Consider the following 23,522-nt stretch of genomic DNA (forward strand, 5'->3'; position numbering starts at 1 on the left):
ATAGATCACCGCATGCTTAGGTGAACTCCTCACGCAACATCGCCACAAACGCCTCACGCGCCGGATGCACACCGGCGTTTTCATGCCAGTAAAACAGGTTTTCAATGGCGGTCAGTTCGGCAAACTCATACGCCACACACCCCGCCCCTTTGGCGTATTGCTCAAAAACCCCTTTGGGCACCAGCGCCACGCCCGCGCCCGCGCTGACACAGCCGACAATCGCCCCGTAACTGGCGAGGCTGACAATCGGCAGCGCCTGCCCCTGACGCAACAACCAATGCTCCAGCGCCGCACGATAAGGGCAGCCTTGCGGCCACATGAACACGGTTTTGTCTTGCAGATCATTGATGTCGTGCACCGGCCCAAACGACGTCGAGGCGATCAGCAGCAACTCTTCGCGGTACATCGGCGTGCGCTTGAGCTGCGAGCGTTCGACGTCCACCGCGACAATCGCCCCGTCGAGACGATGGCTGACCGTATCGTCGAGCAACTGCCCCCAAGTGCCGGTGGTCAGTTCCAGCGCCACCTGCGGATAACGCTTGTGAAATTTCGCCAGCAGCCGTGGCAAACGCCCGGTGGCCGACGACTCGATGGCACCGATGCGCAGCGGCCCCGAAGGTTCGGCGGATGGATCGACTGCGCGTTTGGCTTCCGCCGTCAGCGCGAGAATCTTTTCGGCATAGGCGAGAAACGTCTGCCCTGCCGGACTGATCCGCAGCCCACGGCCCTCACGCAAAAACAGCGCCACGCCCAGCTCGGCCTCCAGCGCCTTGATCCGCGCTGTGATGTTCGACGGCACGCAAAACAGCTTTTCCGCCGCCCGCACGATGCTGCCAACCTCGGCCACGGTCTTGAACATACGGATTTGTGCCAGCTCCATACTCATCACTCTGAGTGAACATTCAGCGCAGTATAAGTCAGTTGTGGCGAACGATTGACCGCCCGGATACTCGGCGCATCAACCCCCTTGGTGCCTCGATCATGCAGCCTCCCTCCTCCTTGAAAATTGTTCTGGCCATGGCCTTTGTCGTCGGCTGCTGGGCCTATTCGCCGACCGGCATTCACATCGGCCTGCAAGCCTACGATCCTGGGCATCTGGCGCTGATGAGGTTTTTGCTGGCATCGGTGTTCATGGCAGTCATCGCAGCGTGCAAAGGCATTCGCTTGCCACGCCTGAGTGATGTGCCGCTGCTGTTCGCTCTGGGATTCTTCGCGGTCAGCCTGCATCACGTTGCGCTGAACATTGGCCAGCAAAGTGTCAGTGCCGGCGCGTCGAGTGTGTTGGCGCAATCGAGCCCGTTATTCAGCACGTTGTTGGCGCGTTTCGTGTTCAAGGATCAGGTCAGTGCCTGGCGTTGGGCGTGTGTGTTGCTCGGGCTGGTCGGTGTGGTGATTGTGGTCAGTGGTGATCGCGGCCTCGGCGAGATTGATGCGCATGGCTTGTTGATCCTGCTGGCGGCGCTGTCGTGGAGCATTTATTTCGCCCTGCAAAAGCATCATGCCCGTCGTTATGACGGCTTGAGCCTGGTGTGCTATGCGGTGTGGTCAGGGACATTGCTGCTGATGATTTATTTGCCGGGGTTGAGCGAGACCGTGATGAAAGCACCGCTGCGGGTGCAATGGGCGGTGCTGGCGCTGGGGATTTTTCCCAGTGCGCTGGCCTATCTGGCGTGGGGATTTGTGCTCAGGCATGTGGATTTGAGTCGGGCGACGATGACGCTGTACCTGATTCCGCCGACGGCGATGGCTATTGCTTCGGTGGGATTGGGCGAGCGACCAAGCTTGATGGTGCTGGTCGGCTCGGCGGTAGTATTGATCAGTGTGTTGGCGTTGAATCTGGAGCGGCGGGTTTGGGGTGTTCGGGCTGTTGAGGTCTGATCCCGGAGATGTGCTGAATTCAATTCCGCAATCGCGAGCAGGCTCACTCCTACAATGGGCGGTGGATGCACATGGATTCTGGGCATGCCATAAAACCCTGTAGGAGTGAGCCTGCTCGCGATGACGCCCTGAATAACAACACATTATCAAGGCAATCACCGATCAGCGCCGATCATCCGACAACGGCGTCGGTTCATCTGCCGGCGGCACATCGTCATCCGCCGCCGGATCCTTCCAGTCGTCCGGCCGGTCAGCATCACTCAACGGATCGCGCCCTGGGGGCATTCCCATCGGCGAATCGTGATCAGCCAGGGTCGGTTCATCGGTACCGGGCAGCGGCCGGGTCGGGTCGGTGGGCAGCACTCCACCCTGAAACAGCAAATCGTTAGCCATGACGCACCTCGCTTAGGAGGTCCGGAAAACCCGGGCCGTACAGCTTGGAATCAGCCCTGCCGGCGGCGTGCTATCGAACAGACCGACGGCCATCAACCCCGAGCAGAAAACCGGTCACGGCTGTTGGTCAGGTGCAGCCACATGGCGGCACGCGCCGCATCCGGATCCTGACGCTTGATCGCATTCAGAATCGCCTCGTGTTCAAGATTGGCCAGTTGCCCCAGTTTGCTCAAATCCGCCGCGCCCCGTTCGACTGCGTTGACCCGGGTACGAGGAATCATCGCGCTGCCCAGTTGCTGCATGATCTCGCTGAAGCAGACGTTGCCGGTGGCCTCGGCGATCAGCAGATGAAAACGCCGGTCGGCCTCGACGCAACTGTCGTTGTTGGCCAGCAGCCGCTGATAGTCGTCGAGTGCCTGACGCATCTGCAGCAACTGCTGCTCGCTGCGTCGCTGTGCAGCCAGTGCGGCGGCCTGCGTTTCCAGGCCCATGCGCAATTCGAGAATGCTGCGCACCCCGAGTGCCGTATCCACATTCAGGCGCAGGCCCTGCTCCGGTACACGTTCAATGACAAAGGTGCCGATGCCGTGGCGCGTCTCGACCAACCCCGAAGCCTGCAATTTGGAAATCGCCTCGCGCACCACCGTGCGGCTGACACCGTGCTCCTGAACGATCGCGTTTTCCGACGGCAGTTTGTCGCCGGGCGACATCTGCCCGAGCAGGATGCTTTGCGTGAGTTTTTCCACCAGATCATGCGCGAGGTTATGCACGCGTTTTCGGGCGGGAGCGTCGAGATCTTCTTGCATGGTCGGTTCCGGTGAACGGGGCTTGCGGATCGTAGCACTGAGCGGATGGCTGACAAGCTTGATTCTAGCTTGAACCTACCACCAACTTGTATGACAACATTCAATAACCGCCAATTTTCTCAGCACTCCCACAAAGCCTGCACATCAGTAGCAAACGGTATTCGCTTCTTTCTCACGCCGATATCACCCAATAAAATCTAGACCAAAACCTGAGAAGGAATAAAAAAACCGTGCATCAGAGGAAATTAATCAGTCCCTCCCACTTGTAGGACAAAAAAATCAGGTTGTATGATGTCTATCAACATCGCACGACCCAGCCGTACCCCGCATAAAAATAATCAGTGGGAGAAAACCAAGTGAAAACCTCCGTCTCCGGGATGAACGAGGGCGTTGATGAAACGCTGGCATCCGCCATCTCGAAAGTGAAACGCCACGTCCTGCCGCTCTTCGTGATCATGTTCATCGTCAATTACATTGACCGGGTAAACATCGGTTTCGTCCGCACGCATATGGAACACGACCTGGGCATCGGCGCCGCCGCTTACGGCTTCGGCGCCGGCCTGTTCTTCATCGGTTACGCCCTGTTCGAAGTGCCCTCCAACATGCTCTTGCAGAAAGTCGGCGCGCGCATCTGGCTGACTCGCATCATGCTCACCTGGGGACTGGTCGCCGCCGGCATGGCGTTCATCCAGAACGAAACCCACTTCTACGTTCTGCGCTTTCTGCTCGGCGTGGCCGAAGCCGGTTTTTTTCCCGGGGTGATTTATTACTTCACCCGCTGGCTGCCGGGCGCGGAGCGCGGCAAAGCCATTGCGATTTTCCTCAGTGGTTCAGCCGTGGCGTCTTTGATCTCAGGCCCGCTGTCCGGACTGCTCCTGCAAATTGAAGGTCTGGGCCTGCACGGCTGGCAATGGATGTACTTCATTGAGGGGATGTTCTCGGTGTGCCTGTGCGTGTTCGTCTGGTTCTGGCTCGACGCCAAACCCCACGACGCGAAATGGCTGACCCGCGCCGAACAGGATGCTTTGGTCACGGCCATCGACGATGAACAGAAGGCCCGCGAGGCCGCCACGCCGATCCGGCCATCGATGGGCAAACTGCTCAAGGACCGCCAGATCATTCTGTTTTGTCTGATCTACTTCTTCATTCAACTGACGATCTACGCCGCGACCTTCTGGCTGCCGAGCATCATCAAGAAGATGGGCGAGATGAGCGACTTCCAGGTCGGCTTGTTCAACTCGATCCCGTGGCTGCTGTCGATTGTCGGCATGTATGCCTTCGCCACGTTCTCGGCCAAGTGGAAACACCAGCAGGCGTGGGTCGCCACCGCCCTGTTGATCGCCGCTGCGGGGATGTTCATGTCGACCACCGGCGGGCCGATCTTCGCCTTCGTCGCGATCTGCTTTGCGGCGCTGGGTTTCAAGTCTGCCTCGTCGCTGTTCTGGCCGATTCCACAGGCGTATCTGGATGCACGAATCGCTGCGGCAGTGATCGCGCTGATCAATTCGGTGGGCAACCTCGGCGGCTTTGTCGCGCCGACCACATTCGGCCTGCTCGAAGAACACACCGGCTCGATTCAGGGCGGCCTCTATGGCCTGGCCGCGACCTCGATCATCGCCGCGATCATCGTGTTTTTCGCCCGCACCACCGCGAAACCCACACCGGCCATTGCCGTGACCGACGCCGCGCCAAAACACGCCTGACTTCCGACTCCAGGGATAAAAACAATGAACGTAGACAACACCGCCAAAGCCCCGATCATCACCGACATGCAAGTCGTCCCGGTGGCCGGTCACGACGGCATGCTGCTCAACCTCAGCGGCGCCCACGGACCTTTCTTCACGCGCAACATTGTCATTCTCAAGGACAACGCCGGCCACACCGGCGTCGGCGAAGTGCCCGGTGGCGAACGCATTCGCCAGACACTGGAAGACGCACGCAGCCTAGTGATCGGCAGCCCCATCGGCACCTACCAGAAGATCCTCAACCAAGTGCGCCAGACCTTCGCCGACCGCGACGCCGGCGGCCGTGGCCTGCAAACCTTCGACCTGCGCATCACCATTCACGCGGTCACCGGCCTCGAAGCCGCCCTGCTCGACCTGCTCGGCCAGCACCTCGACGTACCGGTCGCGGCGCTGCTCGGCGAAGGTCAGCAACGCGATGAAGTGAAGATGCTCGGCTATCTGTTTTATGTCGGCGATCAGCGCGAAACCGACCTCGCTTACCGCAGTGAGCCGGATGCCGACAATGACTGGTTTCGCCTGCGGCACGAGAAGGCCATGACCGCCGAATCCGTGGTACGCCTGGCGGAAGCCGCGTATGCGAAGTACGGTTTCAAGGACTTCAAACTCAAGGGCGGCGTACTCAGCGGCGATGCCGAAATCGAAGCGGTGACGGCACTGGCCGAGCGCTTCCCCGAAGCGCGGATCACCCTCGATCCGAATGGCGCATGGTCGCTGAAAGAAGCGATTCGTCTTTGCCGTGACCAGCATCATGTACTGGCTTACGCGGAAGACCCGTGCGGTGCGGAAAACGGTTATTCCGGCCGCGAAGTGATGGCCGAGTTTCGCCGTGCCACCGGACTGAAAACCGCCACCAATATGATCGCCACCGACTGGCGCGAGATGGGTCACGCGATCCAGTTGCAGTCCGTTGACATCCCGTTGGCCGACCCGCACTTCTGGACCATGCAGGGATCGGTGCGCGTGGCGCAGATGTGCCATGAGTGGGGCCTGACCTGGGGCTCACACTCCAACAACCACTTCGATATTTCCCTGGCGATGTTCACCCATGTCGCTGCGGCCGCGCCGGGTGAAATTACCGCCATCGACACCCACTGGATCTGGCAGGACGGCCAGCGCCTGACCAAGGCGCCGCTGCAAATCATCGACGGTTGCGTGCAGGTGCCGCAGAAACCGGGGCTGGGCGTCGAACTGGACATGGACCAGTTGGCCAAGGCGCACGAGCTGTATAAAGGCATGGGCCTCGGCGCGCGGGATGACAGCGTGGCCATGCAGTTTTTGATTCCCGGGTGGAAATTCGATAACAGGCGACCGTGTCTGGTGCGCTGATCATCAGTTGAATTCACCACCGTCCTTGTAGGAGTGAGCCTGCTCGCGATAGCGGTGTGTCAGTCGATATAAATGTTGAATGACACACTGCTATCGCGAGCAGGCTCACTCCTACAGGGGGTATTTATTTCAACCTGAGATTTGTAGCAGCCAGTTTTTGAAGGCCATCATCGCCGCCGTTTCCGGGCGTGACTGCAACCGCGTTAACCAGTAACTCCCCGTCGTAATCTCAATCGCAAACGGCTGGCAAATCGCATCCGCCGCCAATTGCCGGGCGAACATCAGCGGCGGCGCCAACGCCACCCCGCTGCCCTGCAACGCCGCTTCCATCATCGCCAATGACGAGTCGAAGACGATGCTCTGCGGTGGTGCCGCCTGGGTCGCCAGCCCCGCCGCCTGAAACCATTCCGGCCATTCATCGGTGCGATAGGAGCGCAGCAGGTTCTGTTGCAACAGATCCCCCGGCGTGTGCAATTGCCGGGCGATTTCCGGCACGCACAACACCGACAGCGGCGCATCGAGCAAACGCGTTGCCTCAATGCCATGCCACGCCCCCGCGCCAAAACGGATCGCGTAATCCAGCCCTTCTGCCGCAACGTCCACGCGATTGTTGTTCGTCGACAGCCGTAAATCTATGAGCGGATGTTTCGCCCGAAAGTCCGCCAGCCTCGGCAACAACCAACCCACGGCGAACGTGCCGACCGCGCCAACCGTCAACATCTCGCGATATTGTCCACCGGCCAGGCGTTCCAGAATCTGCGCGATATGGTCAAACGAAGTGCTCAACACCGGCAGCAAGGTTTCGCCCTCACTGGTCAGCATCAGCCCACGGGGCAAGCGTTTGAACAGGGTCACGTTGAGCTGCGCTTCGAGGCTTTTGACCTGATGACTGACGGCGGCCTGGGTGACGCACAACTCCACGGCAGCACGGGTGAAGCTCAGATGCCGCGCCGATGCTTCGAAAGCGCGCAATGCATTGAGCGGCAATTGAGGTCGAATCATGCCATGTCCCAAATTTTTCTAATGGCTCATCCGAGTTTTCATCGTTTGCCGATGAATGCCAGACTGCCTAAATTGTCGGCGCTGATCAGCCGCCCAACGTTGAAATTGCCCGCAGTCTAGCGGGATATCACCCTCAACACTCATGGAGAGTGGTTCACTCATGTCCTTCATCAACCCGACCAAAGTCATTTCCCGCAGTGCTTTCGGCCTGTTATTCGGCGCTGCCACGTGCATGGCAGCCCCACAAACCGATGAACAACTGCAAGCGCTGGTCAACGGTGTGGTCACACCGGTGATGCAACAACAAAACATTCCCGGCCTGGCCATCGCACTCACTTATAACGGCAAGGCGCATTACTTTAACTACGGCGTCGCCGCCAAGGATACCGGGCAGAAAGTCAGCGAAAACACCCTGTTTGAAATCGGTTCGGTGAGTAAAACCTTCACCGCAATGCTCGCCGGTTACGCCCAGGCAACGGGCAAACTGGACCTTTCGACCAAGTCCAGCCAACTCTGGCCGGAACTCAAAGGCAGTGCTTTCGACAACATCAGCGTGCTGCAACTGGGCACCTATAGCGCCGGCGGTTTGCCGTTGCAGTTCCCTGACGCAGCGGACTCCGCCGACAAAATGCTCGGCTATTACCAGCAATGGAAACCGGCTTATCCGCCGGGCAGCCATCGTCTGTATTCCAATCCGAGCCTGGGCCTGTTCGGTTACCTGACGGCGAAAAGTCTCGGCCAGCCATTTGATCAGGCCATGAGTGAAACCCTGCTGCCGCAACTCGGCCTCAAGCACACCTTTATTCAAGTGCCCGCGTCCGAAGAGCAGTTCTACGCCAAGGGTTATGACAAAAACGACCAGCCCGTGCGAGTCAGCCCCGGTGCTCTCGACGCCGAAGCCTATGGCATCAAGACCAGCGCGGCGGACATGCTGCGTTACGTCGAGGCCAACCTGAAACCGGCCAGCCTGCAACAACCGCTGCAAAACGCCATCGCCGCGACGCACACGGGTTACTACAGCGTGGGCGACATGACCCAAGGCCTGGGCTGGGAACGTTATGCGTATCCGATCAGCCTGAAAAAACTGCAGGACGGCAACTCGACGCCGATGGCGATGGAGGCGCACAAGGTCAAATGGCTGAACGCACCGCAGCCTGAACCGGCGAATGTGCTGTACAACAAAACCGGCGCCACCGGTGGCTTTGGCGCGTACGTGGCGTTTGTGCCGTCGAAGGATCTGGGCATCGTGATCCTGGCCAACAAGAATTACCCGAATGCGGAACGGGTGAAGATTGCGCATGAGATTTTCAGTGCGCTGAAGGACTGACCCAAAACCGTGGTGAGGGGATTTATCCCCGATGGGCTGCGAAGCGGCCCCAATCCGAACAACTGGGTTTGCATTACATACACCGTATCGAATGGCTTTGGGACTGCTTCGCAGCCCATCGGGGCGGTGCGACGTTTCGCTAAATCCCCTCACCACAGGGTTCTCTACTCACAAAAAAATGGGCGACCTCCTGAGGTCGCCCATTTTGTTTCAGCGCTTAAAGCTGCGCCTGCAACCGCCACCCGATGACATCCATCAAGTCACAACTGTCACGCAACGGAATCGCCAACACCCGGGCGAAATCCTGCAATAGCAAGGCATCGTGTCCCTTGCCCTCTTCCAGCGCCAAGGTTTCCAGCAACTGCGTCACACAGCGCAAGCGATACGCCGCCGTACCGTGCAACACGTCTACGGGTGCTTCGCTGTCGATCAGCAGACATGGAATCTTGCAGTCGATACCGGTAATGGGGATGTAGCGCGCCATGCTTGAACCTCCCTGTTCAATGTTGAATTGCGGTTTGCTGCGGGTCGAGATTGTCCAGTGCGCGGTTGACCAGCAACTCGCCGGTCACGGCCAATTGCTGAATCGCCAAGGCGAGGCTGCGCTGGGAATCGTCCAGCTTGCAGGCCATGTCGGTGGTCAGGACGTTAAGTGAGACGAGGGTTTCGCAAGCGTGGGTTAGCAGCGTGGGGGTATCGATATCGGGGCGGAGGGTGAAGACGTAGCTGACGGGATCGGGGTGATTCGGGTCGCGGAGGCGATTGTTGCGGGAGTCGAAGGATCCTGAAGTCATGGGGGATTCAGCAGGACTTGGAGTATGTTTTTTCATAAATTAAACCCTCGGGGCATTTAAAGAAAAACTGCCAAACTCACTTCCACGAGAGGGTGGCAGCTTTGCGCAGGTGTGGAAGTCCGGGACAACCCGAGGAACCCGGTGCACTCGAGAGTGCTCCTGCGCATAGCTGCCATAAGCCACAATGTTGGCATATAAATCGCCGACATGTGTTTACGGGCGCATATGCGCTCTCGGGAAATCACCGGACTTCCACATCCGACCGCTGTTTTTTTCAGCGGCCAAAAAAGGATATTCCCCTGCCCCACAGCGCACCAGTTCACCAACGCCGCCGCGACTTGCAGGAAAAATCCACGGTCGACGCAGGCCTTTGCCTCAGACATTTCCGTAGGAATATGCTGCAACGAATTTTGAGGAGTGACTGAATTTGTTGTATCTACACTGCATCGAATCAATCCGCGTCCACGAGTGACATAATGCGCGCCAAAGCATACAAACCGACTGAGCGGCAAAGGGCGTTGTAATGGAAATCACCAAACTTAAGCTAAAGGACTTTGGCAGGTTCAAAGAACTGACTCTTGAACTCGCCCCAACCTTAAAACACCCTTCGAATGTAACTGTTTTGGTGGGTAACAATGGTGCAGGCAAAACAACACTTCTCAAGTCGCTTGCCGTATCGCTGAGCTGGCTGGTTGCAAGAATTCGCACTGAAAAAGGCAATGGCAGCCCCATTGCACAAGAAGAAATCCGGAATGGCGCGTCTAGTTCGGTCATTACAATTGCCGTAGCAGACTATACCCATCCAGGATTAAGTTTTCCCGATGACCCAAATAGCCCTTTTTTCGTTTGGGCAATTGGCCGAGGAAGACAAGGGCATAAAACCCCTATGCATAGCACCCTGACAGAAGTAACCCTCCTGGCAGATCATTACCGTTCTGGTTTGACCGAAGACGACAAAGCCTCCCTCCCCCTAATCGCCTACTACCCGGTCGAACGCTCCGTCCTCGAAATCCCGCTAAAAATCCGCACCAAACACACCTTCGACCAACTCGACGGCTACGACAACTCGCTCAACCGAGGCGTCGACTTCCGCCGTTTCTTCGAATGGTTCCGCGAGCGCGAGGACAGCGAAAACGAGACCGGCATTTCCGACACAGCTCTGGCCGAAATCTCCGAGAAATTCGGCACCGACAGCGATGTCTGGAAAACCCTGGCCAATCTGAAAGCCTCCTCCCGCGACCGCCAGTTGACCGCCGTGCGCTCAGCCATCGCCGCATTCATGCCCGGCTTTACCAACCTGCGTGTCCAGCGCAAACCACGCCTGCACATGGCCATCGACAAGGACGGCGTCACCCTCAACGTCGCCCAACTCTCCCAAGGCGAGAAGTCGATGATGGCACTGGTCGGTGATATCGCACGGCGCTTGGCGATGATGAACCAGTCGCTGGACAACCCGCTGCACGGCGACGGCATCGTGCTGATCGACGAAGTCGATCTGCACCTGCACCCAAGATGGCAGCGCAGCCTGATCCGGCAGTTGAGCGAAACCTTCCCGAACTGCCAGTTCGTCCTGACCACGCACTCGCCGCTGGTGATCAGCGACGCCAAGGATGTGCTGGTTTACGTACTCAATGACGGCGAAATCCGCGAACACAACGGCCTGTACGGTCTGGATGCTAATCAGGTGCTGTTGGAAGTCATGGACACCGATATTCGCAACAGCGACGTGCAGAAACGCCTGAATCGATTGATGGAATGTTTGCAGGACGGTGAGCTGAAGAAAGCTCAGACGCTTTTCACCGAGCTTTCCAAGGAGCTTCCCGAGGGTCATATCGAGCTGGCAAAAGCCGCTTTGCTGATCCGCAAACTGGAGTTGCGCAGTGCGTAAGATTCTCAAAGGAACTGAGCCAGCATCGCTGAGCCAATGGAAGGTCAGAAACAACACCGCAACTTATCGCGATTTGCCCGCCGAAGAACGTCAATCCGTTCGCGCAGCTTGTATCACTGAACAATTCGGACTCTGCGCTTATTGCTGCCAGTCCATCTCCGCTGGCGCCGCACACAACGAACACGTCGCAGCCCAGGATCGATTCCCTGCGCGCACCCTGGACTTCAGCAACATCGTTGCCAGTTGCGAGAGTCGTCATCACTGTGGGCATGGTCGAAAGACTCAGCCGCTCAAAGTGACGCCGTTCATGGCTGAGTGCGAAACCGAGCTCAAGTTTTACCTGTCCGGACGCGTCGTTGGCAAAACCGACCGAGCCACAGAATCAATCAAGACGCTGAATCTTGGCGACACCGAAGAAAGCAATCGCGGCCTCATCGAAAAACGCAAACGGATGGTCGATGACCTTATCTTTACCGGAGGGCTGCGACCTGACGGACTGGAGGACGAGGATCTCTTGAGCATCCTTCTCGAAGATATGTTGACGCCTCAAAGGGGTCAGCTTCAGCCCTTCTCTCCCGTTTTGGTCAATGTAATCCGCCAGATTCTGCCGTGATGCACCTGGCAGCAGATTAATATTTGCGAAACTTGAAGATCAACAGATCGCAGCCTGCGGCAACTCTTACATTGACCGAGTGAAAACCCGATCCTGTAGGAGCTGCCGCAGGCTGCGATCTTTTGCAGGCAACAAAAAATGGGCGACCTGTTGAGGTCGCCCATTTTTTGATTCAGGCCATGCCATCAGTCATCCGGCATTTCCGGTGGCTTGGCCGGTTTGGCGGGTTTTGTCGGTTTGGCACCTTTCGCGCCTTTCGTCGCCGGTTCGGTGGCCGCGGGTGTCGTCGCCACGGACGGTGGGGCGATGTCCTTCTCGGTGGCTGGCAACGCATCAACGGTGTCGAAGATTTTCTTCAGGTCCACTGACTTCGCTTCATCCCCCGACGCCGAGAGTTTGGTCTCGCCGTCCTTGCCGACCAGGAACACTTTCGGATAAGCCCCGGCACCCAGTTTCAGAGAGCGCAGCAACGCCATGGTGTCCTGCTGGCCAAGGTCCTTGCCATCGAGCTGGCCGGTCATGTTGAGGATGGTGTAGACCTTGATGTTGCGATCGGCGACGCCTTTCTTGTTCGCCGGATCCTCCAGCGACTTTTTCAGGCCCACCCACACGGGGTCAACGGTGCTTTGCGCGATCACGATCAGCGGTCGGGCACGGCCCATATCTCCGGCAGTCGGCGAATCGTTTTCAGCGGCGAACAAGGGGCCGGCAATCGCCAGCAAGAGTGTCAGGGTCATTGACCTGATGAGCATGCGCATCTCCTTTTGATATCCACGCTCTAATGATTGCGCATCGTGGCGATTGTTCCGGGCGCGCCCGGCAAATATGTTTCGCCTTGTCAGAAGCTTAGGTCAGCCCGGACATTGCGCAACCGGATGCGCGCAATCGTGAGGTGGATTTGATTACCTTTCATGAGCGCATTAGGGTGGTCGTTTCGCCGACGAAATGGAGTTCAACCGCATGCACCTCGACTACCTTTGCGATCACCCCGAACTGATTGAAGAACTGGCCGAACTCAACTTCAAGGAATGGGGTGAATTTCGCCCGGGCGATACCCTTGTAGCACGCACCGAACGTATGCGCGCGGCGTGCGGCAAGGGCGCGATTCCCAGCGTGGTGGTGGCGATCGAAGACGGCAGGTTGCTCGGCGGCGCGCTGCTGATCGACAGCGATATGAAAACCCGCCCGGACCTGACGCCCTGGCTGGCCGGGGTTTATGTGAAAGCCGAGGACCGTGGACGCGGGATCGCTTCGCAACTGGTCAAGCGGATTGTTGAAGAGGCTGCGGGGCTGGGTGTGCGGGAGTTGTATCTGTACACCGACGCGGCGCAATCACTGTATGCGCGGCTGGGCTGGGAAGTGGTCGAGGATCTGGTCTACGAAGATTTGCCGGTGACGATCATGAAGTACACCTTTGCCGACTGAGATAACCCCTGTGGCGAGGAGATTTATCCCCTTACCACAGGTTTTGTTCCGACTCAGAGATTGAGGCCGGATCAGAACGCCAATTTGTAACCGATCAACACCAGCATCGTCGCCAGACACGGACGCAGCACTTCATCAGAGATGCGTCCGGTCAGGTGGCTGCCGAGCCAGATGCCTGGCAGCGAACCGACCAGCAAAAAGCCCAGCACGCCCCAATCCATGTTGCCCATGCTCGCGTGGCCAAGACCTGCCACCAGCGTCAGCGGCACGGCGTGAGCGATTTCGGTGCCAACCAGACGGCGCGTTGGCAACAGCGGATAGAGGATGAACAGCGCGACCGTGCCCAAGGCACCAGCACCGATCGAGGTCAGGGCAACCATGGTGCCGAGGATCAGACCGGTGATCACGGTCATCACGTTCAGCCGCGAACCACTCGGGTTGTAGTTGCCGCCCGCACGTTTGTGAGCGAATTCGAGCAAGCGTTTCTTGAAGAAAATCGCCAGCGCGGTGGCGAACAACACGAAGCCCAACGCCTGCTTGATGATGGCGTTCATCGCATCCGGCGCGGTGTGCAGGGTGCTGAGAAACCACAGGGTCATGGCCACTGCCGGCACGCTGCCGAGGGTAAGCCAGCCGGTAATGGCCCAGTCGATGTTCTTGTTCTTGCGATGAACCAGCACACCACTGGATTTGGTAATGGCGGCGTACAGCAGGTCAGTGCCCACCGCCGTTGCCGGGTTGATGCCGAACCACAGCAGGATCGGCGTCATCAATGAACCACCGCCGACACCGGTCATGCCGACGATAAACCCCACCACCAGCCCGGCAATCATCAGGCCGAAATTTGCCAATTCCATTAAACCGTCCAGAAAAACGACAGGAAAAATCTGGCCCGCAGCATAGCGATTTTTCTTATAACCACATATATCGATGCGGTCTATCGTTATGCAATATCGAAATCACCACTATTCTCCACCTGTGGGAGCGAGCCTGCTCGCGAAGACGTAGTGTCAGTCGACAGATGAGTTGAATGACCCACCGTATTCGCGAGCAGGCTCGCTCCCACAAAGGTTATGGAGTGGTTGATGAGTCAATGCTGGCGCCGCCCCGGTTTGAAGCTGTGGGTCTTGTTGATCCACACCGTCGCCAAAGCGATGAGGGACAGAATCAGCAGCGCCCACGGAAACGACATCGCCCCCGCCCGATCCAGCAACAAGCCGCCAAACAAGCCACCGCCGGCAATCGCTACGTTCCAGGAGGTGGTGAGCATCGCCTGCACCACGTCGACATGCTCACCGGCCGAGTCCGCCGCCGAAGTCAGCAGCAAGGTGGCCGAGCCGCCAAACGACAGGCCCCACACCGCCATGCAGGCATAAATGAGCAACGGTGACGGCGCAATCAGCGCCAACACCAGTGCTGTCAGTGCAAACACCGCAAGGCTGATCAACGTCAGCCAGCGCAACCAGCGATCCACCAGCAGGCCGATGATCCAGATTCCCACCAGCGAACACAGGCCAAACACCAGCAACACCAGATCGACCCGGTCGGCGAGACCGGCCTGCATCAAAAACGGTGAGATGTAGGTGTAGAGAATGTTGTGCCCGAGCATCCACGTCAGCACCACGAACAACACCGGCCGCACGCCCGGCAGGCGCAACGATTCGAGCAATGGCAGACGCTCGTCACTGGCCTGCCCCGGTCGATCCGGCACCGCGATGACGATCCACGCTGCCAGCACGAGGGCCAGCGCCGACATGATCCCGAACGACGCACGCCAGCCGATCAGATTGCCCAGCCACGTCCCCGCCGGCGTGCCCAACGACAGCGCCACCGGGGTGCCGAGCATGGCAATCGCCAGCGCCCGCCCCTGCTGATGCACCGGCACGATCCCGCGCGCATACCCGGCCATGATCCCCCACGACAGCCCCGCCGCCATCCCGGCGAGAAAGCGCGAGGCCAGGGTCAGACCGTAGTGGGTGGAAAACGTGGTGATGGTGTTGAACAGCAGAAACCCGCCCACCGTCATCAACAACACCCGCCGCCGAGGCCAGCCACGCGTGGCGACGGTCAGCGGGATCGCCGCGACTATCGAACCCAGCGCGTACAACGTCACCAGTTGCCCGGCGAGCACTTCGCTGACGTTGAGGCCCACGCCGATTTGCGGCAGCAGCCCGGCCGGCAGAGTTTCGGTGAGGATGGCAATGAAACCGGTCATGGCGAACGCCAGCAACGCGGCATAAGGCAGTTTGTCCGCACGGGCGGTGCGGTCGACGCGGCTGAAATCGGCGCTTGCGGGGTCGGTCATGACGGGTACTGCTCCCTTTTGATCAATAGCGGCGATGGATTGTATACAAAAACCGCATTGGCTATTGAGTCAATGTGCACCACATAACCTTGTGGGAGCTGGCTTGCCAGCGATGAGGCCAGGTCAGGCAACACTGCTTTGCCTGACCCACCGCTATCGCTGGCAAGCCAGCTCCCACAGGGTTTTGTGGTGCATTGATCATCACCGCCCCCGCCGAACTCACTGCACCGGCAGGAAATTCAGGAACAGCAAACTCTGTGCATAGTTAAGGCCGATCCGCCGGTAACGCTCATCAAGCATCTGCGTGATCAGGTCCAGCCGCGCCACAATTTTGCCGAACTCGGTGGCGAAACTCAGGTTGCTGCCCTCCTCCGAGATCTCGTTGGAGAACAACAACGGCTGGCCTTCCTTGTTCTGTCGCTGGGACAAAATCCACGTGGCTTTTTCGATATTGCGTGCAGCGTTGTGCACGAATGTCGGATTGATCGCGTCGGTCATGTAGAACTCGGTGCGATTGCCATGGGCGGTCACCAGCATGCTGCCGATCGCATAGATAAACGCACCGACGCGATCACCGAGAAACTCCGGACTCATCGCATAGCTGAGCGCAGCCAGATCCTTGCGATCGCCGAGCACCGGCAGCGGCTGTTGCTGCTCGATGGCCAGGCGCACCTGCTTCACCGCTGTGCTGATGTTGAGGAAACCGGATTTGCGCAGTTCTTCGGGGTTGCGCAGATACAGCTTGCCCATCAAGCGGTAGAGGCTGTTGAGGTTGTCGCGCATCGCCAACGTCGCCATGCGGTCGACGCTGGTCTGCAGGAATTCCTGCGGCTGGCCTTCACGCATCTGATTGAAAAAGCCGTTGCCGTCCTGGTGGCTGCAACCGCTGAACAGCAGCGACGACAAACACACCAGCAGCAGGCACGGTCGGCGGAAAAACACAGTGATCAGATGAAAAACGCTCGGCATGAATTCTCGAACAGGCACATTCCTGTGCGGCGGGAGTCACCGCATCCTGGCCATGGATAGAGCCGCCGATTGCGAAAAAGTGCAGTGCCCACGGTATTTCCCGACCTTCGGCAACCATTTAGTCCGACTTTATTTTTGCAATAAACGTTTAATCCGCTATAAATTTTCACTCACATCGCAAATAGCATGACTAATACCATCCCTACATGGGATTCGAAAACAAAAACAAAAAGGAAGGTCAACCATGCTTCAATCCCGTCACCTGCTCTCCGGCCTCGGACTCTCTCTGATGATCGCCACCCTTTCCGCCAACGCGGCGGGCCTCAGCGCCGAACACAAAGCCTTCGGCAAAACCAATGACGGCACGCCCGTCGAGCAATACATCCTGCGCAACAGCCACGGCATGCAAGCGACCGTCATCACCTACGGCGCGACCCTGCAATCGCTGAAAGTGGCGGACAAGCACGGCAAGTTCGACGATGTCGTGCTCGGTTTCGATGATGTGCAGGGTTATCAGAAAGGCACCGCGTATTTCGGCGCGACCATCGGCCGGTTTGGCAATCGTCTGGCCGAGGGCGCTTTCGAACTCGATGGCAAGCGCTATCAAGTGCCGCAAAACGACAAGACCAATGCACTGCACGGCGGCACGCAGGGCTTCGACAAGAAAGTCTGGAAAGCACAAGAAACCAAGGACAAGGATTCGGTCGGCGTGACCCTGACGTATCTGTCGGCGGACGGCGAAATGGGCTTCCCCGGCAACCTCACCACCGAAGTGACCTATCGCCTCACCGACAACAATGAGTTGCGCATCGACTACAAGGCCAGCACCGACAAACCGACGGTGCTCAACCTGACCAACCACAGCTACTTCAACCTCGCCGGCGCCGGCAATGGCGACATTCTCAAACAGGTCGCCACGCTGCACGCCAGCCATTACACCCCGGTCACTGCCAAATTGATCCCGTCCGGCGAACTGGCGCCCGTGGCGGGCACGCCGATGGATTTCACCAAACCGACCGCAATCGGCACGCATATCAAGGCTGATCATCCGCAGTTGAAATTCGCCGAGCCGAAACAGGGTGGTTTCGATTTCAACTGGGCGCTGGATACCAAGGGCGACATCGGCAAAGTTGCTACTGAGGTGAGTGATCCACAGTCTGGTCGTGTGCTGCAGTTGTTCACCACGGAACCGGGGGTGCAGTTCTACACCAGCAACTTCCTCGACGGTACCGTCAAGGGTAAGGGCGGCAAGGTGTATCCGCATTGGGGCGCGTTTACCCTGGAAACGCAGCACTATCCGGACTCGCCGAACCAGCCGAACTTCCCGAGTACTCGGCTTGATCCGGGGCAGACTTATGCCCACAGCGTGGTGCTGAAGTTCTCCGCAAAATAGCTCCACACTGCATCTGTGGCGAGGGAGCTTGCTCCCGCCGGGCCGCTAAGCGGCCCCGTCATCTATCATTGTCGAAGTGCTTGGGAACGGCAAAAACCCTGACAATATCCTCACCACAGGCAACTTCATAAAACCTGCTTTCGTAGAAATTAAAGATCGTCTCTACACCGCAGTTTTCCTAACCTTCCGTTCTAAAGCGAAATCAGATCCTGCACACACAAGAACGAGGATCAACTGCGGTGCTCCAGAAAGAAATAAAAAACGCCCGCGTTCGGCGAGCGTCTTTGGTGTTTGATCAGGTCAGATCAGCCCTCGATCAGCCCGGCGCTTTTCAATCCCTCGCGCATGCCTTGATCGGCCTGTTCGCACCACTGCTTGAGCGTCAGGTTCGATGGCAGGTTGGCTTCCAGTTTCTGGTATTTACCTTCCGTCAGCACTTCCCCTTTGCGCCCGTTGGCTTCGCTTTTGTCTCCTTCGCTCTTGTCCATCTCCCCCGGCATCTCGGACACAAACCCTACCATTTTGTTGGCGTTATCCACGCTGTCGGCTTTCAGCAAGCCTTTGTCAACGCAATGCTTGATCAGGCCGGCCGTGTTACGTCCCATGTCATATATTCCCTTCAGCGTGGCAGCGTCCGGCCCCTCCGCGTGGGCAACATTGACGGTGCCGAAAGCGGCAGTGATGGCAAAAAAGAAAGCAGCTTTTTTCATGTTTATTCCTTTAAATTTGAAGCGACTTGTTGAACACCGAACTATAACTGAGGCTTTTTGTAGTGACCTTGCGCGCGCCGCCACCACCAGGTACATCATCCGTAAACTGCTTCATGGCAGGCCTGACCAGCAGTGCGGATTAAAGCGTTGCAATCAAACGATTCAATGCGCGTGAGCAGCCTCGTCGCTTTGCATCTCTACTCATCGAATCGTGAGTGAACGGTTCTAACGTTTCGCGAACCGCTTTCTTAGCTATTTCATTGAAGTGTGCATTATCAAAATCACACTCCACCGTTGAAACAATATAAGAATTGCGCCTGGACCACTGGTCGAATGTTATGACGATTTTTTCTTCAAAAATCAGTGCCCCATCACTTTTATCCTCGATAAAAAAGAACGCCATACGATTCGTATCGACATGCCCCCTTGATGTAGCAAATGGCTGCCTTCTCAAAAGCGAAGTCAGCCTGACCCCACCGGCAACACCAAGACCTCCCCCCAAACTCTCGCTCGCAAAAAAATACTGCTTGAAAACAACCGTTATTTTTCTACGAAAATAAGGGACTTCGAATGCTTTCTCGAAAGAATGAAAACCACCCGGATCGCCGATCAGTTCAAAATCGGCGCTTATGAAATCCGACTCGGAAACGCCGCTCAACCCAAAAATACCTGGCTGAAGATTACCCTCCCCCTCTATGAACAACTGAACAAGCTGATGAAAATCAGTAGAAATCATGTATTCCCTTATTACGCGCTACCGGCGTTTGTACCCGCGGCATGCTGTTGTTATCAAACTTCATGCCAGATATCACAAAGCCCTTGCGGATCAGGGTCCTGAGCGAAACCTATCGTATTCCTACGTCGCTTGAACCGAAATAAACGACGAAAAGTGCGCAACTTCTTGCGCACTTGTGAAATGGCCTTGCCCTCGCGAAAGGTCAATCGCCGTCGCCGAACCGAAGATCCTCATTTGGAACCCCTGCGCTATCCTGCTGCCCACTAAAAGATATCGACACGTTCAGAAAGGAGGTTGCATGCGTACTCTCGAATTGGCCGGTGTGCAGGTGCCGGTGATTGGCCAGGGCACCTGGCGCATGGGCGAAGACCGTTCGGCGCACACGCGTGAAGTGGCGGCGCTGCGCACGGGTATCGAGTTGGGCATGACCCTGATCGATACGGCGGAGATGTACGCCGAGGGTGGTGCCGAAACAGTTGTCGGCGAAGCCATTGCCGGTATTCGCGATCAGGTGTTTCTGGTCAGCAAGGTCTACCCGCACAACGCCAGCCGCAAAGGCATCCCGCAGGCTTGCGAACGCAGCCTGCGCCGGCTCGGTACAGATTACATAGACCTTTATCTGTTGCATTGGCGCGGCCAGTATCCGCTGGAAGAAACCGTCGAGGCGTTCGAACGCCTGCGCGAGGACGGCAAGATCGGTCGTTGGGGCGTGTCGAATTTCGACGTCGATGACCTCGAAGAACTTTCAAGTTCAGCCTGCGCGACCAATCAGGTGCTCTACAACCTGGAAGAGCGCGGCATCGAATTCGACCTGCTGCCGTGGTGCCAACACCAGCGCATGCCGTTGATGGCCTACTGTCCGATTGGTCAGGGCGGCGCGATGCTGGCTGAACCGCTGCTGAATCAGATTGCCATTCGTCATGGGGTAACCCCCGCACAGGTTTCGCTGGCGTGGATTCTGCGTCAGGATGGTGTGATTGCGATTCCCAAGGCTGTGCGACCGGAACATGTGCAACTCAATGCACAAGCGGCGCAGCTGCAACTGGAGGCCGGGGATCTGGCGGCGCTGGACCAGGCGTTTCAAGCGCCACAACGCAAGCAGCGGCTGGCCATGGTCTGAGCCAGCAGCTGGCGAGGGCTTCGCGATGAGAAGCACTGATCAGTACGACCCGTTCAATCTGCAACGATTTGTCCTGGCCCAGGACCCGGTGTTCGAACGGGTTCAGCGCGAACTCGACGAAGGCCGCAAACGCAGCCACTGGATGTGGTTTGTCTTCCCGCAGTTCGCCGGATTGGGCGGCAGCGAAATGTCCCGACGCTTCGCCATCGGCTCGGCCGCCGAAACCCGCGCTTATCTGGATCACCCGTTGCTCGGCGCGCGGCTGCGCACCTGCACGCAGCTAGTGTTGAATGTGCAGCAGCGCTCGATTGCCGAGATTTTCGGCCATCCCGATGACCTGAAATTTCATTCTTCAATGACGCTGTTCGCCCAGTTTGCCGCTGAAGACAGCCTGTTCAATCAGGCACTGGAGCGTTACTTCCACGGCATTCTCGATGAATGGACGCTGCAGTTGCTCGACTCAAAACAGGCCCAACTGCCCGCCGATCAGGGTTGAGAAGTCGTCGTCGACAAACGGCAGGATCGCATCCGCCACCGGTTGCAGTTGCCGGGTGATGTAGTGGTCGTAGTCGATGGCGGCACGACGCACTTCCAGTGGCTCGGGGCCGGCCAGGGTGATGACGTAGCTGATCCAGCCGCCGTTCTGATATTGCCGAGGGCGCCCGTGCTGGGCGTTGTAATCATCAGCCAACCGCGCCGCGCGCACATGCGGCGGGACGTTGCGTTCGTAGTCGTCGAGAGTGCGGCGCAGGCGCTTGCGGTAGACCAGTCGATCATCAAACTCACCGGCGAGGGTTTTGCGCACGTAGTCGCGCACGTAGTCCTGATACGGCTTGCGCTGGAAGATTCGCTCGTAGAGTTCCTGCTGAAATTGCCGGGCCAACAGCGACCAGTCGGTGCGCACAGTTTCCAGGCCTTTGTAGACCATTTCCTCCGTGCCATCGGCGCGAGTCACCAGACCGGCGTAGCGCTTCTTGCTGCCCTCCTCCGCGCCCCGAATGGTCGGCATCAGAAAGCGTTTGTAGTGAATTTCAAACTGCAATTCGAGGGCACTTTCCAGCCCGTACTCATCACGCACGTGCGCCCGCCACCAGTCGTTGACGTGTTTGACCAGCGCATGACCGATGTTCGCCGCTTCTTCCTGCCCGTGTGGGCGCCGCAGCCAGACAAAGGTCGAGTCGGTGTCGCCGTAAATCACCGCGTGGCCCTGCTCTTCGATCAGCTTGCGCGTGCGTAGCATGATCTCGTGGCCACGCAGGGTGATCGACGACGCCAGGCGCGTATCGAAGAAGCGGCAGCCGCTGGAACCGAGTACGCCGTAGAAGGCGTTCATAATGATTTTCAGCGCTTGCGACAGCGGCGCGTTGTGCTCGCGCTTGGCGGTCTCGCGGCCCTCGGCGACTCGCGAGACGATGGCTGGCAGGCAATGGCGGCTGCGCGAGAAACGTGCGCCGCGGAAACCCGGCACTGAATCGGCATCGTCCGGGTGCTGCAAACCTTCGATCAGCCCCACCGGATCGATCAGAAAGGTGCGGATGATCGACGGATACAGACTCTTGTAATCGAGCACCAACACCGACTCATAAAGGCCCGGTTGTGAGTCCATGACAAAACCACCGGGGCTGGCTTGCGGCGGATTGGTGCCCAGGTTCGGCGCGACGAAACCCTGTCGATGCATCAGCGGCATATACAAATGGGTGAACGCCGCCACCGAGCCGCCGCTGCGATCCGCCGGCAGGCCGGTGACACTGGCGCGCTCGAGCAAAAAGGTCAGCAGTTCGGTCTTGGCGAAGATCCGCGTGACCAGTTCGCAGTCCTTGAGGTTGTACTTGGCGAGCGCCGGTTTGTCCTCGGCGAACATGCGGTTGATCTCGTCCATGCGCTGGTACGGATTGTCGATGGACTTGCCTTCGCCGAGCAGGGTCTGCGCGACGTTCTCGAGGCTGAACGAAGGGAAGCTCCAGGTTGCCGAACGCAGGGATTCGATGCCATCGATGATCAGCCGCCCCGCCGCCGAAGCGAAGTAGTGGTTGCGACTGCCGTGTTCGCGCCACTGCATCTCTTCACCGCCACGGCCGATCTTCAGCGGCACGCCGAGGCGCCGTGCGTGTTCGTGGAGGATGCGCAAATCGAATTGCACGACGTTCCAGCCAATGATCGCGTCGGGGTCGTGCAGCGCGAACCAGTCGTTGAGTTTCTTCAGGATGAGCGTGCGCGAGTCGCAGTATTCGAGGTCGAAGTCAACGATGCTGGCGTCACCGTTCGGCGCGCCGAGCATGTACACCTGGCGCTCGCCGCAGCCTTCCAGGGCGATGGAATACAACTCGCCGGTTTCGGTAGTTTCGATATCGAGCGAGACCAGGCGTAGTTTCGGCCGGTACTTGGGGTCCGGTTTCAATTGCGCGTTGAGCAATACGCCGTCGTTATCGGCTGTACCGTTGAACAGGACCGGCGCGGTGATGAAACGCTCCATCAGATAGCGTTCCGGCGGGCGCACATCGGCTTCGAAAACGTCGACACCGTTACGGTTGAGCGCGGTTTCAAGGCGCATCAACTGGCCGTGTTGCTGGCAATACAGGCCCAGCACCGGACGATGTTCGAAGTCCTGCAGGGCCAACGGGCGCAGTTCGACATTCTTTTCGTCGTGCAGCAAGCGTTCGGCCGCTTCACGCTGCTCGGCGGGGATAAACGCCACCGACGGCTGATGCGGCAAGCGCACACGGCGCGGCCCGGCGTCGGTCGCCAGCCAGAACTCGACTTCGGTGCCGGCCGGGGTATCGCGCCAATGCCGGGTCAGGACGAAGCCCTGCTGTAAATCCACCACTGCGACCTCAGGAATTGAAACAGAAAGGCATTCTACGCAGCATTGCCGGGAATGCCCCCATCCTCTGTGGCGAGGGAGCTTGCTCCCGCTCGGCTGCGTAGCAGTCGCAAAATCAGACAATGCGGTGTATCAGGCAAACCGAATTCTCAGGATTGGGGCCTGCTGCGCAGTCCAGCGGGAGCAAGCTCCCTCGCCACAGGGATCATTCTCAGCCTCGGTTCTTCAGTGATCGGGATATTTTTCGGCAAATGACGTTTTTTGCGTGCTA

At 58.2% G+C, this 23,522-nt stretch carries 23 protein-coding genes; 10 read left to right on the plus strand and 13 right to left on the minus strand.

From position 1 onward, the window contains the following. Positions 1-16: 16 nt before the first annotated feature. Positions 17-880 (minus strand): LysR family transcriptional regulator, encoded by an 864-nt coding sequence (locus ACIOWE_RS02580; RefSeq protein WP_401386982.1) that lies wholly within the window; start codon positions 878-880, stop codon positions 17-19. A gap of 101 nt (positions 881-981) precedes the next feature. Here ACIOWE_RS02580 and ACIOWE_RS02585 point away from each other — a divergent pair, with 101 nt between their 5' ends. After that, positions 982-1,878, plus strand: a complete 897-nt coding sequence (locus ACIOWE_RS02585) for a DMT family transporter (RefSeq protein WP_401386985.1) — start codon at positions 982-984, stop codon at positions 1,876-1,878. Between the two features lie 162 nt (positions 1,879-2,040). On the opposite strand, the gene ACIOWE_RS02590 is transcribed toward ACIOWE_RS02585, so the two are convergent. Further along, positions 2,041-2,271, minus strand: a complete 231-nt coding sequence (locus tag ACIOWE_RS02590) for a hypothetical protein (protein WP_401386988.1) — start codon at positions 2,269-2,271, stop codon at positions 2,041-2,043. A 92-nt stretch (positions 2,272-2,363) separates the two neighbouring features. After that, complete coding sequence (locus tag ACIOWE_RS02595) at positions 2,364-3,077, minus strand: FadR/GntR family transcriptional regulator (protein WP_401386991.1); 714 nt, start codon at positions 3,075-3,077, stop codon at positions 2,364-2,366. Positions 3,078-3,433: 356 nt separating this feature from the next. On the opposite strand from ACIOWE_RS02595, the gene ACIOWE_RS02600 reads away from it, so the two are divergent. Next, positions 3,434-4,780 carry an MFS transporter gene (locus ACIOWE_RS02600; RefSeq protein ID WP_401386994.1) on the plus strand — a complete coding sequence of 449 codons (1,347 nt, stop codon included), beginning with the start codon at positions 3,434-3,436 and terminating at the stop codon, positions 4,778-4,780. A gap of 24 nt (positions 4,781-4,804) precedes the next feature. After that, a complete protein-coding gene (gene gudD / locus ACIOWE_RS02605; protein WP_401386997.1) occupies positions 4,805-6,148 on the plus strand; it encodes a glucarate dehydratase in 1,344 nt (447 codons plus the stop codon). A gap of 129 nt (positions 6,149-6,277) precedes the next feature. On the opposite strand, the gene ACIOWE_RS02610 is transcribed toward gudD, so the two are convergent. Beyond that, a complete protein-coding gene (locus ACIOWE_RS02610; RefSeq protein ID WP_401387000.1) occupies positions 6,278-7,150 on the minus strand; it encodes a LysR family transcriptional regulator in 873 nt (290 codons plus the stop codon). A 160-nt stretch (positions 7,151-7,310) separates the two neighbouring features. Here ACIOWE_RS02610 and ampC point away from each other — a divergent pair, with 160 nt between their 5' ends. Further along, a complete protein-coding gene (gene ampC / locus ACIOWE_RS02615) occupies positions 7,311-8,477 on the plus strand; it encodes a class C beta-lactamase (RefSeq protein WP_401387003.1) in 1,167 nt (388 codons plus the stop codon). A 217-nt stretch (positions 8,478-8,694) separates the two neighbouring features. Here the strand turns inward: ampC and ACIOWE_RS02620 are convergent, their stop codons facing one another. After that, positions 8,695-8,961 carry a hypothetical protein gene (locus ACIOWE_RS02620; RefSeq protein ID WP_201233059.1) on the minus strand — a complete coding sequence of 89 codons (267 nt, stop codon included), beginning with the start codon at positions 8,959-8,961 and terminating at the stop codon, positions 8,695-8,697. Between the two features lie 16 nt (positions 8,962-8,977). Next, complete coding sequence (locus tag ACIOWE_RS02625) at positions 8,978-9,271, minus strand: DUF6124 family protein (RefSeq protein WP_401387006.1); 294 nt, start codon at positions 9,269-9,271, stop codon at positions 8,978-8,980. Between the two features lie 523 nt (positions 9,272-9,794). On the opposite strand from ACIOWE_RS02625, the gene ACIOWE_RS02630 reads away from it, so the two are divergent. Both ACIOWE_RS02630 and ACIOWE_RS02635 read left to right on the plus strand, forming a co-directional pair. Beyond that, a complete protein-coding gene (locus ACIOWE_RS02630; protein ID WP_401387009.1) occupies positions 9,795-11,159 on the plus strand; it encodes an AAA family ATPase in 1,365 nt (454 codons plus the stop codon). Then, positions 11,152-11,772, plus strand: coding sequence for a TIGR02646 family protein (locus tag ACIOWE_RS02635; protein WP_401387012.1), 621 nt, complete (start codon positions 11,152-11,154; stop codon positions 11,770-11,772). The genes ACIOWE_RS02630 and ACIOWE_RS02635 overlap by 8 nt, the downstream gene beginning before the upstream one ends. A 185-nt stretch (positions 11,773-11,957) precedes the next feature. Here ACIOWE_RS02635 and ACIOWE_RS02640 read toward each other — a convergent pair whose 3' ends face one another. After that, the gene (locus ACIOWE_RS02640; protein WP_401387015.1) at positions 11,958-12,524 is read right to left on the minus strand and encodes a DUF4174 domain-containing protein; all 567 of its coding nucleotides are present in this window, start codon (positions 12,522-12,524) and stop codon (positions 11,958-11,960) included. Between the two features lie 208 nt (positions 12,525-12,732). Between ACIOWE_RS02640 and ACIOWE_RS02645 the strand changes: the two genes are divergently transcribed. Beyond that, positions 12,733-13,197 carry a GNAT family N-acetyltransferase gene (locus ACIOWE_RS02645; protein ID WP_401387018.1) on the plus strand — a complete coding sequence of 155 codons (465 nt, stop codon included), beginning with the start codon at positions 12,733-12,735 and terminating at the stop codon, positions 13,195-13,197. Positions 13,198-13,268: 71 nt separating this feature from the next. Here the strand turns inward: ACIOWE_RS02645 and ACIOWE_RS02650 are convergent, their stop codons facing one another. From ACIOWE_RS02650 to ACIOWE_RS02660, 3 genes are all read right to left on the minus strand, one after another. Beyond that, positions 13,269-14,054: a sulfite exporter TauE/SafE family protein gene (locus ACIOWE_RS02650; RefSeq protein ID WP_401387021.1), complete on the minus strand. Its 786-nt coding sequence runs from the start codon at positions 14,052-14,054 to the stop codon at positions 13,269-13,271. Between the two features lie 233 nt (positions 14,055-14,287). After that, positions 14,288-15,502, minus strand: coding sequence for an MFS transporter (locus tag ACIOWE_RS02655; RefSeq protein WP_401387024.1), 1,215 nt, complete (start codon positions 15,500-15,502; stop codon positions 14,288-14,290). Positions 15,503-15,721: 219 nt separating this feature from the next. After that, positions 15,722-16,471 carry a hypothetical protein gene (locus ACIOWE_RS02660; RefSeq protein ID WP_401387027.1) on the minus strand — a complete coding sequence of 250 codons (750 nt, stop codon included), beginning with the start codon at positions 16,469-16,471 and terminating at the stop codon, positions 15,722-15,724. A 244-nt stretch (positions 16,472-16,715) separates the two neighbouring features. Between ACIOWE_RS02660 and ACIOWE_RS02665 the strand changes: the two genes are divergently transcribed. After that, entirely contained in the window at positions 16,716-17,864 is a 1,149-nt protein-coding gene (locus tag ACIOWE_RS02665) for an aldose epimerase family protein (RefSeq protein WP_401387030.1), read from the plus strand. Between the two features lie 305 nt (positions 17,865-18,169). On the opposite strand, the gene ACIOWE_RS02670 is transcribed toward ACIOWE_RS02665, so the two are convergent. Together ACIOWE_RS02670 and ACIOWE_RS02675 are read right to left on the minus strand one after the other, a co-directional pair. After that, a complete protein-coding gene (locus ACIOWE_RS02670; protein ID WP_401387033.1) occupies positions 18,170-18,574 on the minus strand; it encodes a hypothetical protein in 405 nt (134 codons plus the stop codon). Between the two features lie 139 nt (positions 18,575-18,713). Beyond that, a complete protein-coding gene (locus ACIOWE_RS02675; RefSeq protein ID WP_401387036.1) occupies positions 18,714-19,310 on the minus strand; it encodes a hypothetical protein in 597 nt (198 codons plus the stop codon). Between the two features lie 298 nt (positions 19,311-19,608). Here ACIOWE_RS02675 and ACIOWE_RS02680 point away from each other — a divergent pair, with 298 nt between their 5' ends. Continuing rightward, positions 19,609-20,430: an aldo/keto reductase gene (locus ACIOWE_RS02680; protein WP_401387039.1), complete on the plus strand. Its 822-nt coding sequence runs from the start codon at positions 19,609-19,611 to the stop codon at positions 20,428-20,430. A gap of 25 nt (positions 20,431-20,455) precedes the next feature. Further along, entirely contained in the window at positions 20,456-20,926 is a 471-nt protein-coding gene (locus tag ACIOWE_RS02685) for a DUF1810 domain-containing protein (RefSeq protein ID WP_401387042.1), read from the plus strand. On the opposite strand, the gene ACIOWE_RS02690 is transcribed toward ACIOWE_RS02685, so the two are convergent. Continuing rightward, on the minus strand, positions 20,891-23,251 hold the full coding sequence (locus ACIOWE_RS02690) for a DNA polymerase II (protein WP_401387044.1): 2,361 nt from the start codon (positions 23,249-23,251) through the stop codon (positions 20,891-20,893). The two genes, ACIOWE_RS02685 and ACIOWE_RS02690, sit on opposite strands and share 36 nt — an antisense overlap. Between the last annotated feature and the right edge of the window lie 271 nt (positions 23,252-23,522).

Source organism: Pseudomonas sp. NPDC087598, assembly GCF_044743525.1.
Lineage (GTDB): Bacteria > Pseudomonadota > Gammaproteobacteria > Pseudomonadales > Pseudomonadaceae > Aquipseudomonas.

Bases quoted from the DNA above. Each gene is read 5' to 3' on its own strand.
- ACIOWE_RS02665 (WP_401387030.1), top strand. From the start codon at position 16,716: ATGCTTCAATCCCGTCACCTGCTCTCCGGCCTCGGACTCTCTCTGATG.
- ampC (WP_401387003.1), top strand. From the start codon at position 7,311: ATGTCCTTCATCAACCCGACCAAAGTCATTTCCCGCAGTGCTTTCGGC.
- ACIOWE_RS02610 (WP_401387000.1), bottom strand. From the start codon at position 7,150: ATGATTCGACCTCAATTGCCGCTCAATGCATTGCGCGCTTTCGAAGCA.
- ACIOWE_RS02680 (WP_401387039.1), top strand. From the start codon at position 19,609: ATGCGTACTCTCGAATTGGCCGGTGTGCAGGTGCCGGTGATTGGCCAG.
- ACIOWE_RS02625 (WP_401387006.1), bottom strand. From the start codon at position 9,271: ATGACTTCAGGATCCTTCGACTCCCGCAACAATCGCCTCCGCGACCCG.
- ACIOWE_RS02660 (WP_401387027.1), bottom strand. From the start codon at position 16,471: ATGCCGAGCGTTTTTCATCTGATCACTGTGTTTTTCCGCCGACCGTGC.
- ACIOWE_RS02595 (WP_401386991.1), bottom strand. From the start codon at position 3,077: ATGCAAGAAGATCTCGACGCTCCCGCCCGAAAACGCGTGCATAACCTC.
- ACIOWE_RS02585 (WP_401386985.1), top strand. From the start codon at position 982: ATGCAGCCTCCCTCCTCCTTGAAAATTGTTCTGGCCATGGCCTTTGTC.
- ACIOWE_RS02640 (WP_401387015.1), bottom strand. From the start codon at position 12,524: ATGCTCATCAGGTCAATGACCCTGACACTCTTGCTGGCGATTGCCGGC.
- ACIOWE_RS02630 (WP_401387009.1), top strand. From the start codon at position 9,795: ATGGAAATCACCAAACTTAAGCTAAAGGACTTTGGCAGGTTCAAAGAA.
- gudD (WP_401386997.1), top strand. From the start codon at position 4,805: ATGAACGTAGACAACACCGCCAAAGCCCCGATCATCACCGACATGCAA.
- ACIOWE_RS02645 (WP_401387018.1), top strand. From the start codon at position 12,733: ATGCACCTCGACTACCTTTGCGATCACCCCGAACTGATTGAAGAACTG.
- ACIOWE_RS02650 (WP_401387021.1), bottom strand. From the start codon at position 14,054: ATGGAATTGGCAAATTTCGGCCTGATGATTGCCGGGCTGGTGGTGGGG.
- ACIOWE_RS02655 (WP_401387024.1), bottom strand. From the start codon at position 15,502: ATGACCGACCCCGCAAGCGCCGATTTCAGCCGCGTCGACCGCACCGCC.
- ACIOWE_RS02590 (WP_401386988.1), bottom strand. From the start codon at position 2,271: ATGGCTAACGATTTGCTGTTTCAGGGTGGAGTGCTGCCCACCGACCCG.
- ACIOWE_RS02620 (WP_201233059.1), bottom strand. From the start codon at position 8,961: ATGGCGCGCTACATCCCCATTACCGGTATCGACTGCAAGATTCCATGT.
- ACIOWE_RS02685 (WP_401387042.1), top strand. From the start codon at position 20,456: ATGAGAAGCACTGATCAGTACGACCCGTTCAATCTGCAACGATTTGTC.
- ACIOWE_RS02675 (WP_401387036.1), bottom strand. From the start codon at position 19,310: ATGATTTCTACTGATTTTCATCAGCTTGTTCAGTTGTTCATAGAGGGG.
- ACIOWE_RS02580 (WP_401386982.1), bottom strand. From the start codon at position 880: ATGGAGCTGGCACAAATCCGTATGTTCAAGACCGTGGCCGAGGTTGGC.
- ACIOWE_RS02670 (WP_401387033.1), bottom strand. From the start codon at position 18,574: ATGAAAAAAGCTGCTTTCTTTTTTGCCATCACTGCCGCTTTCGGCACC.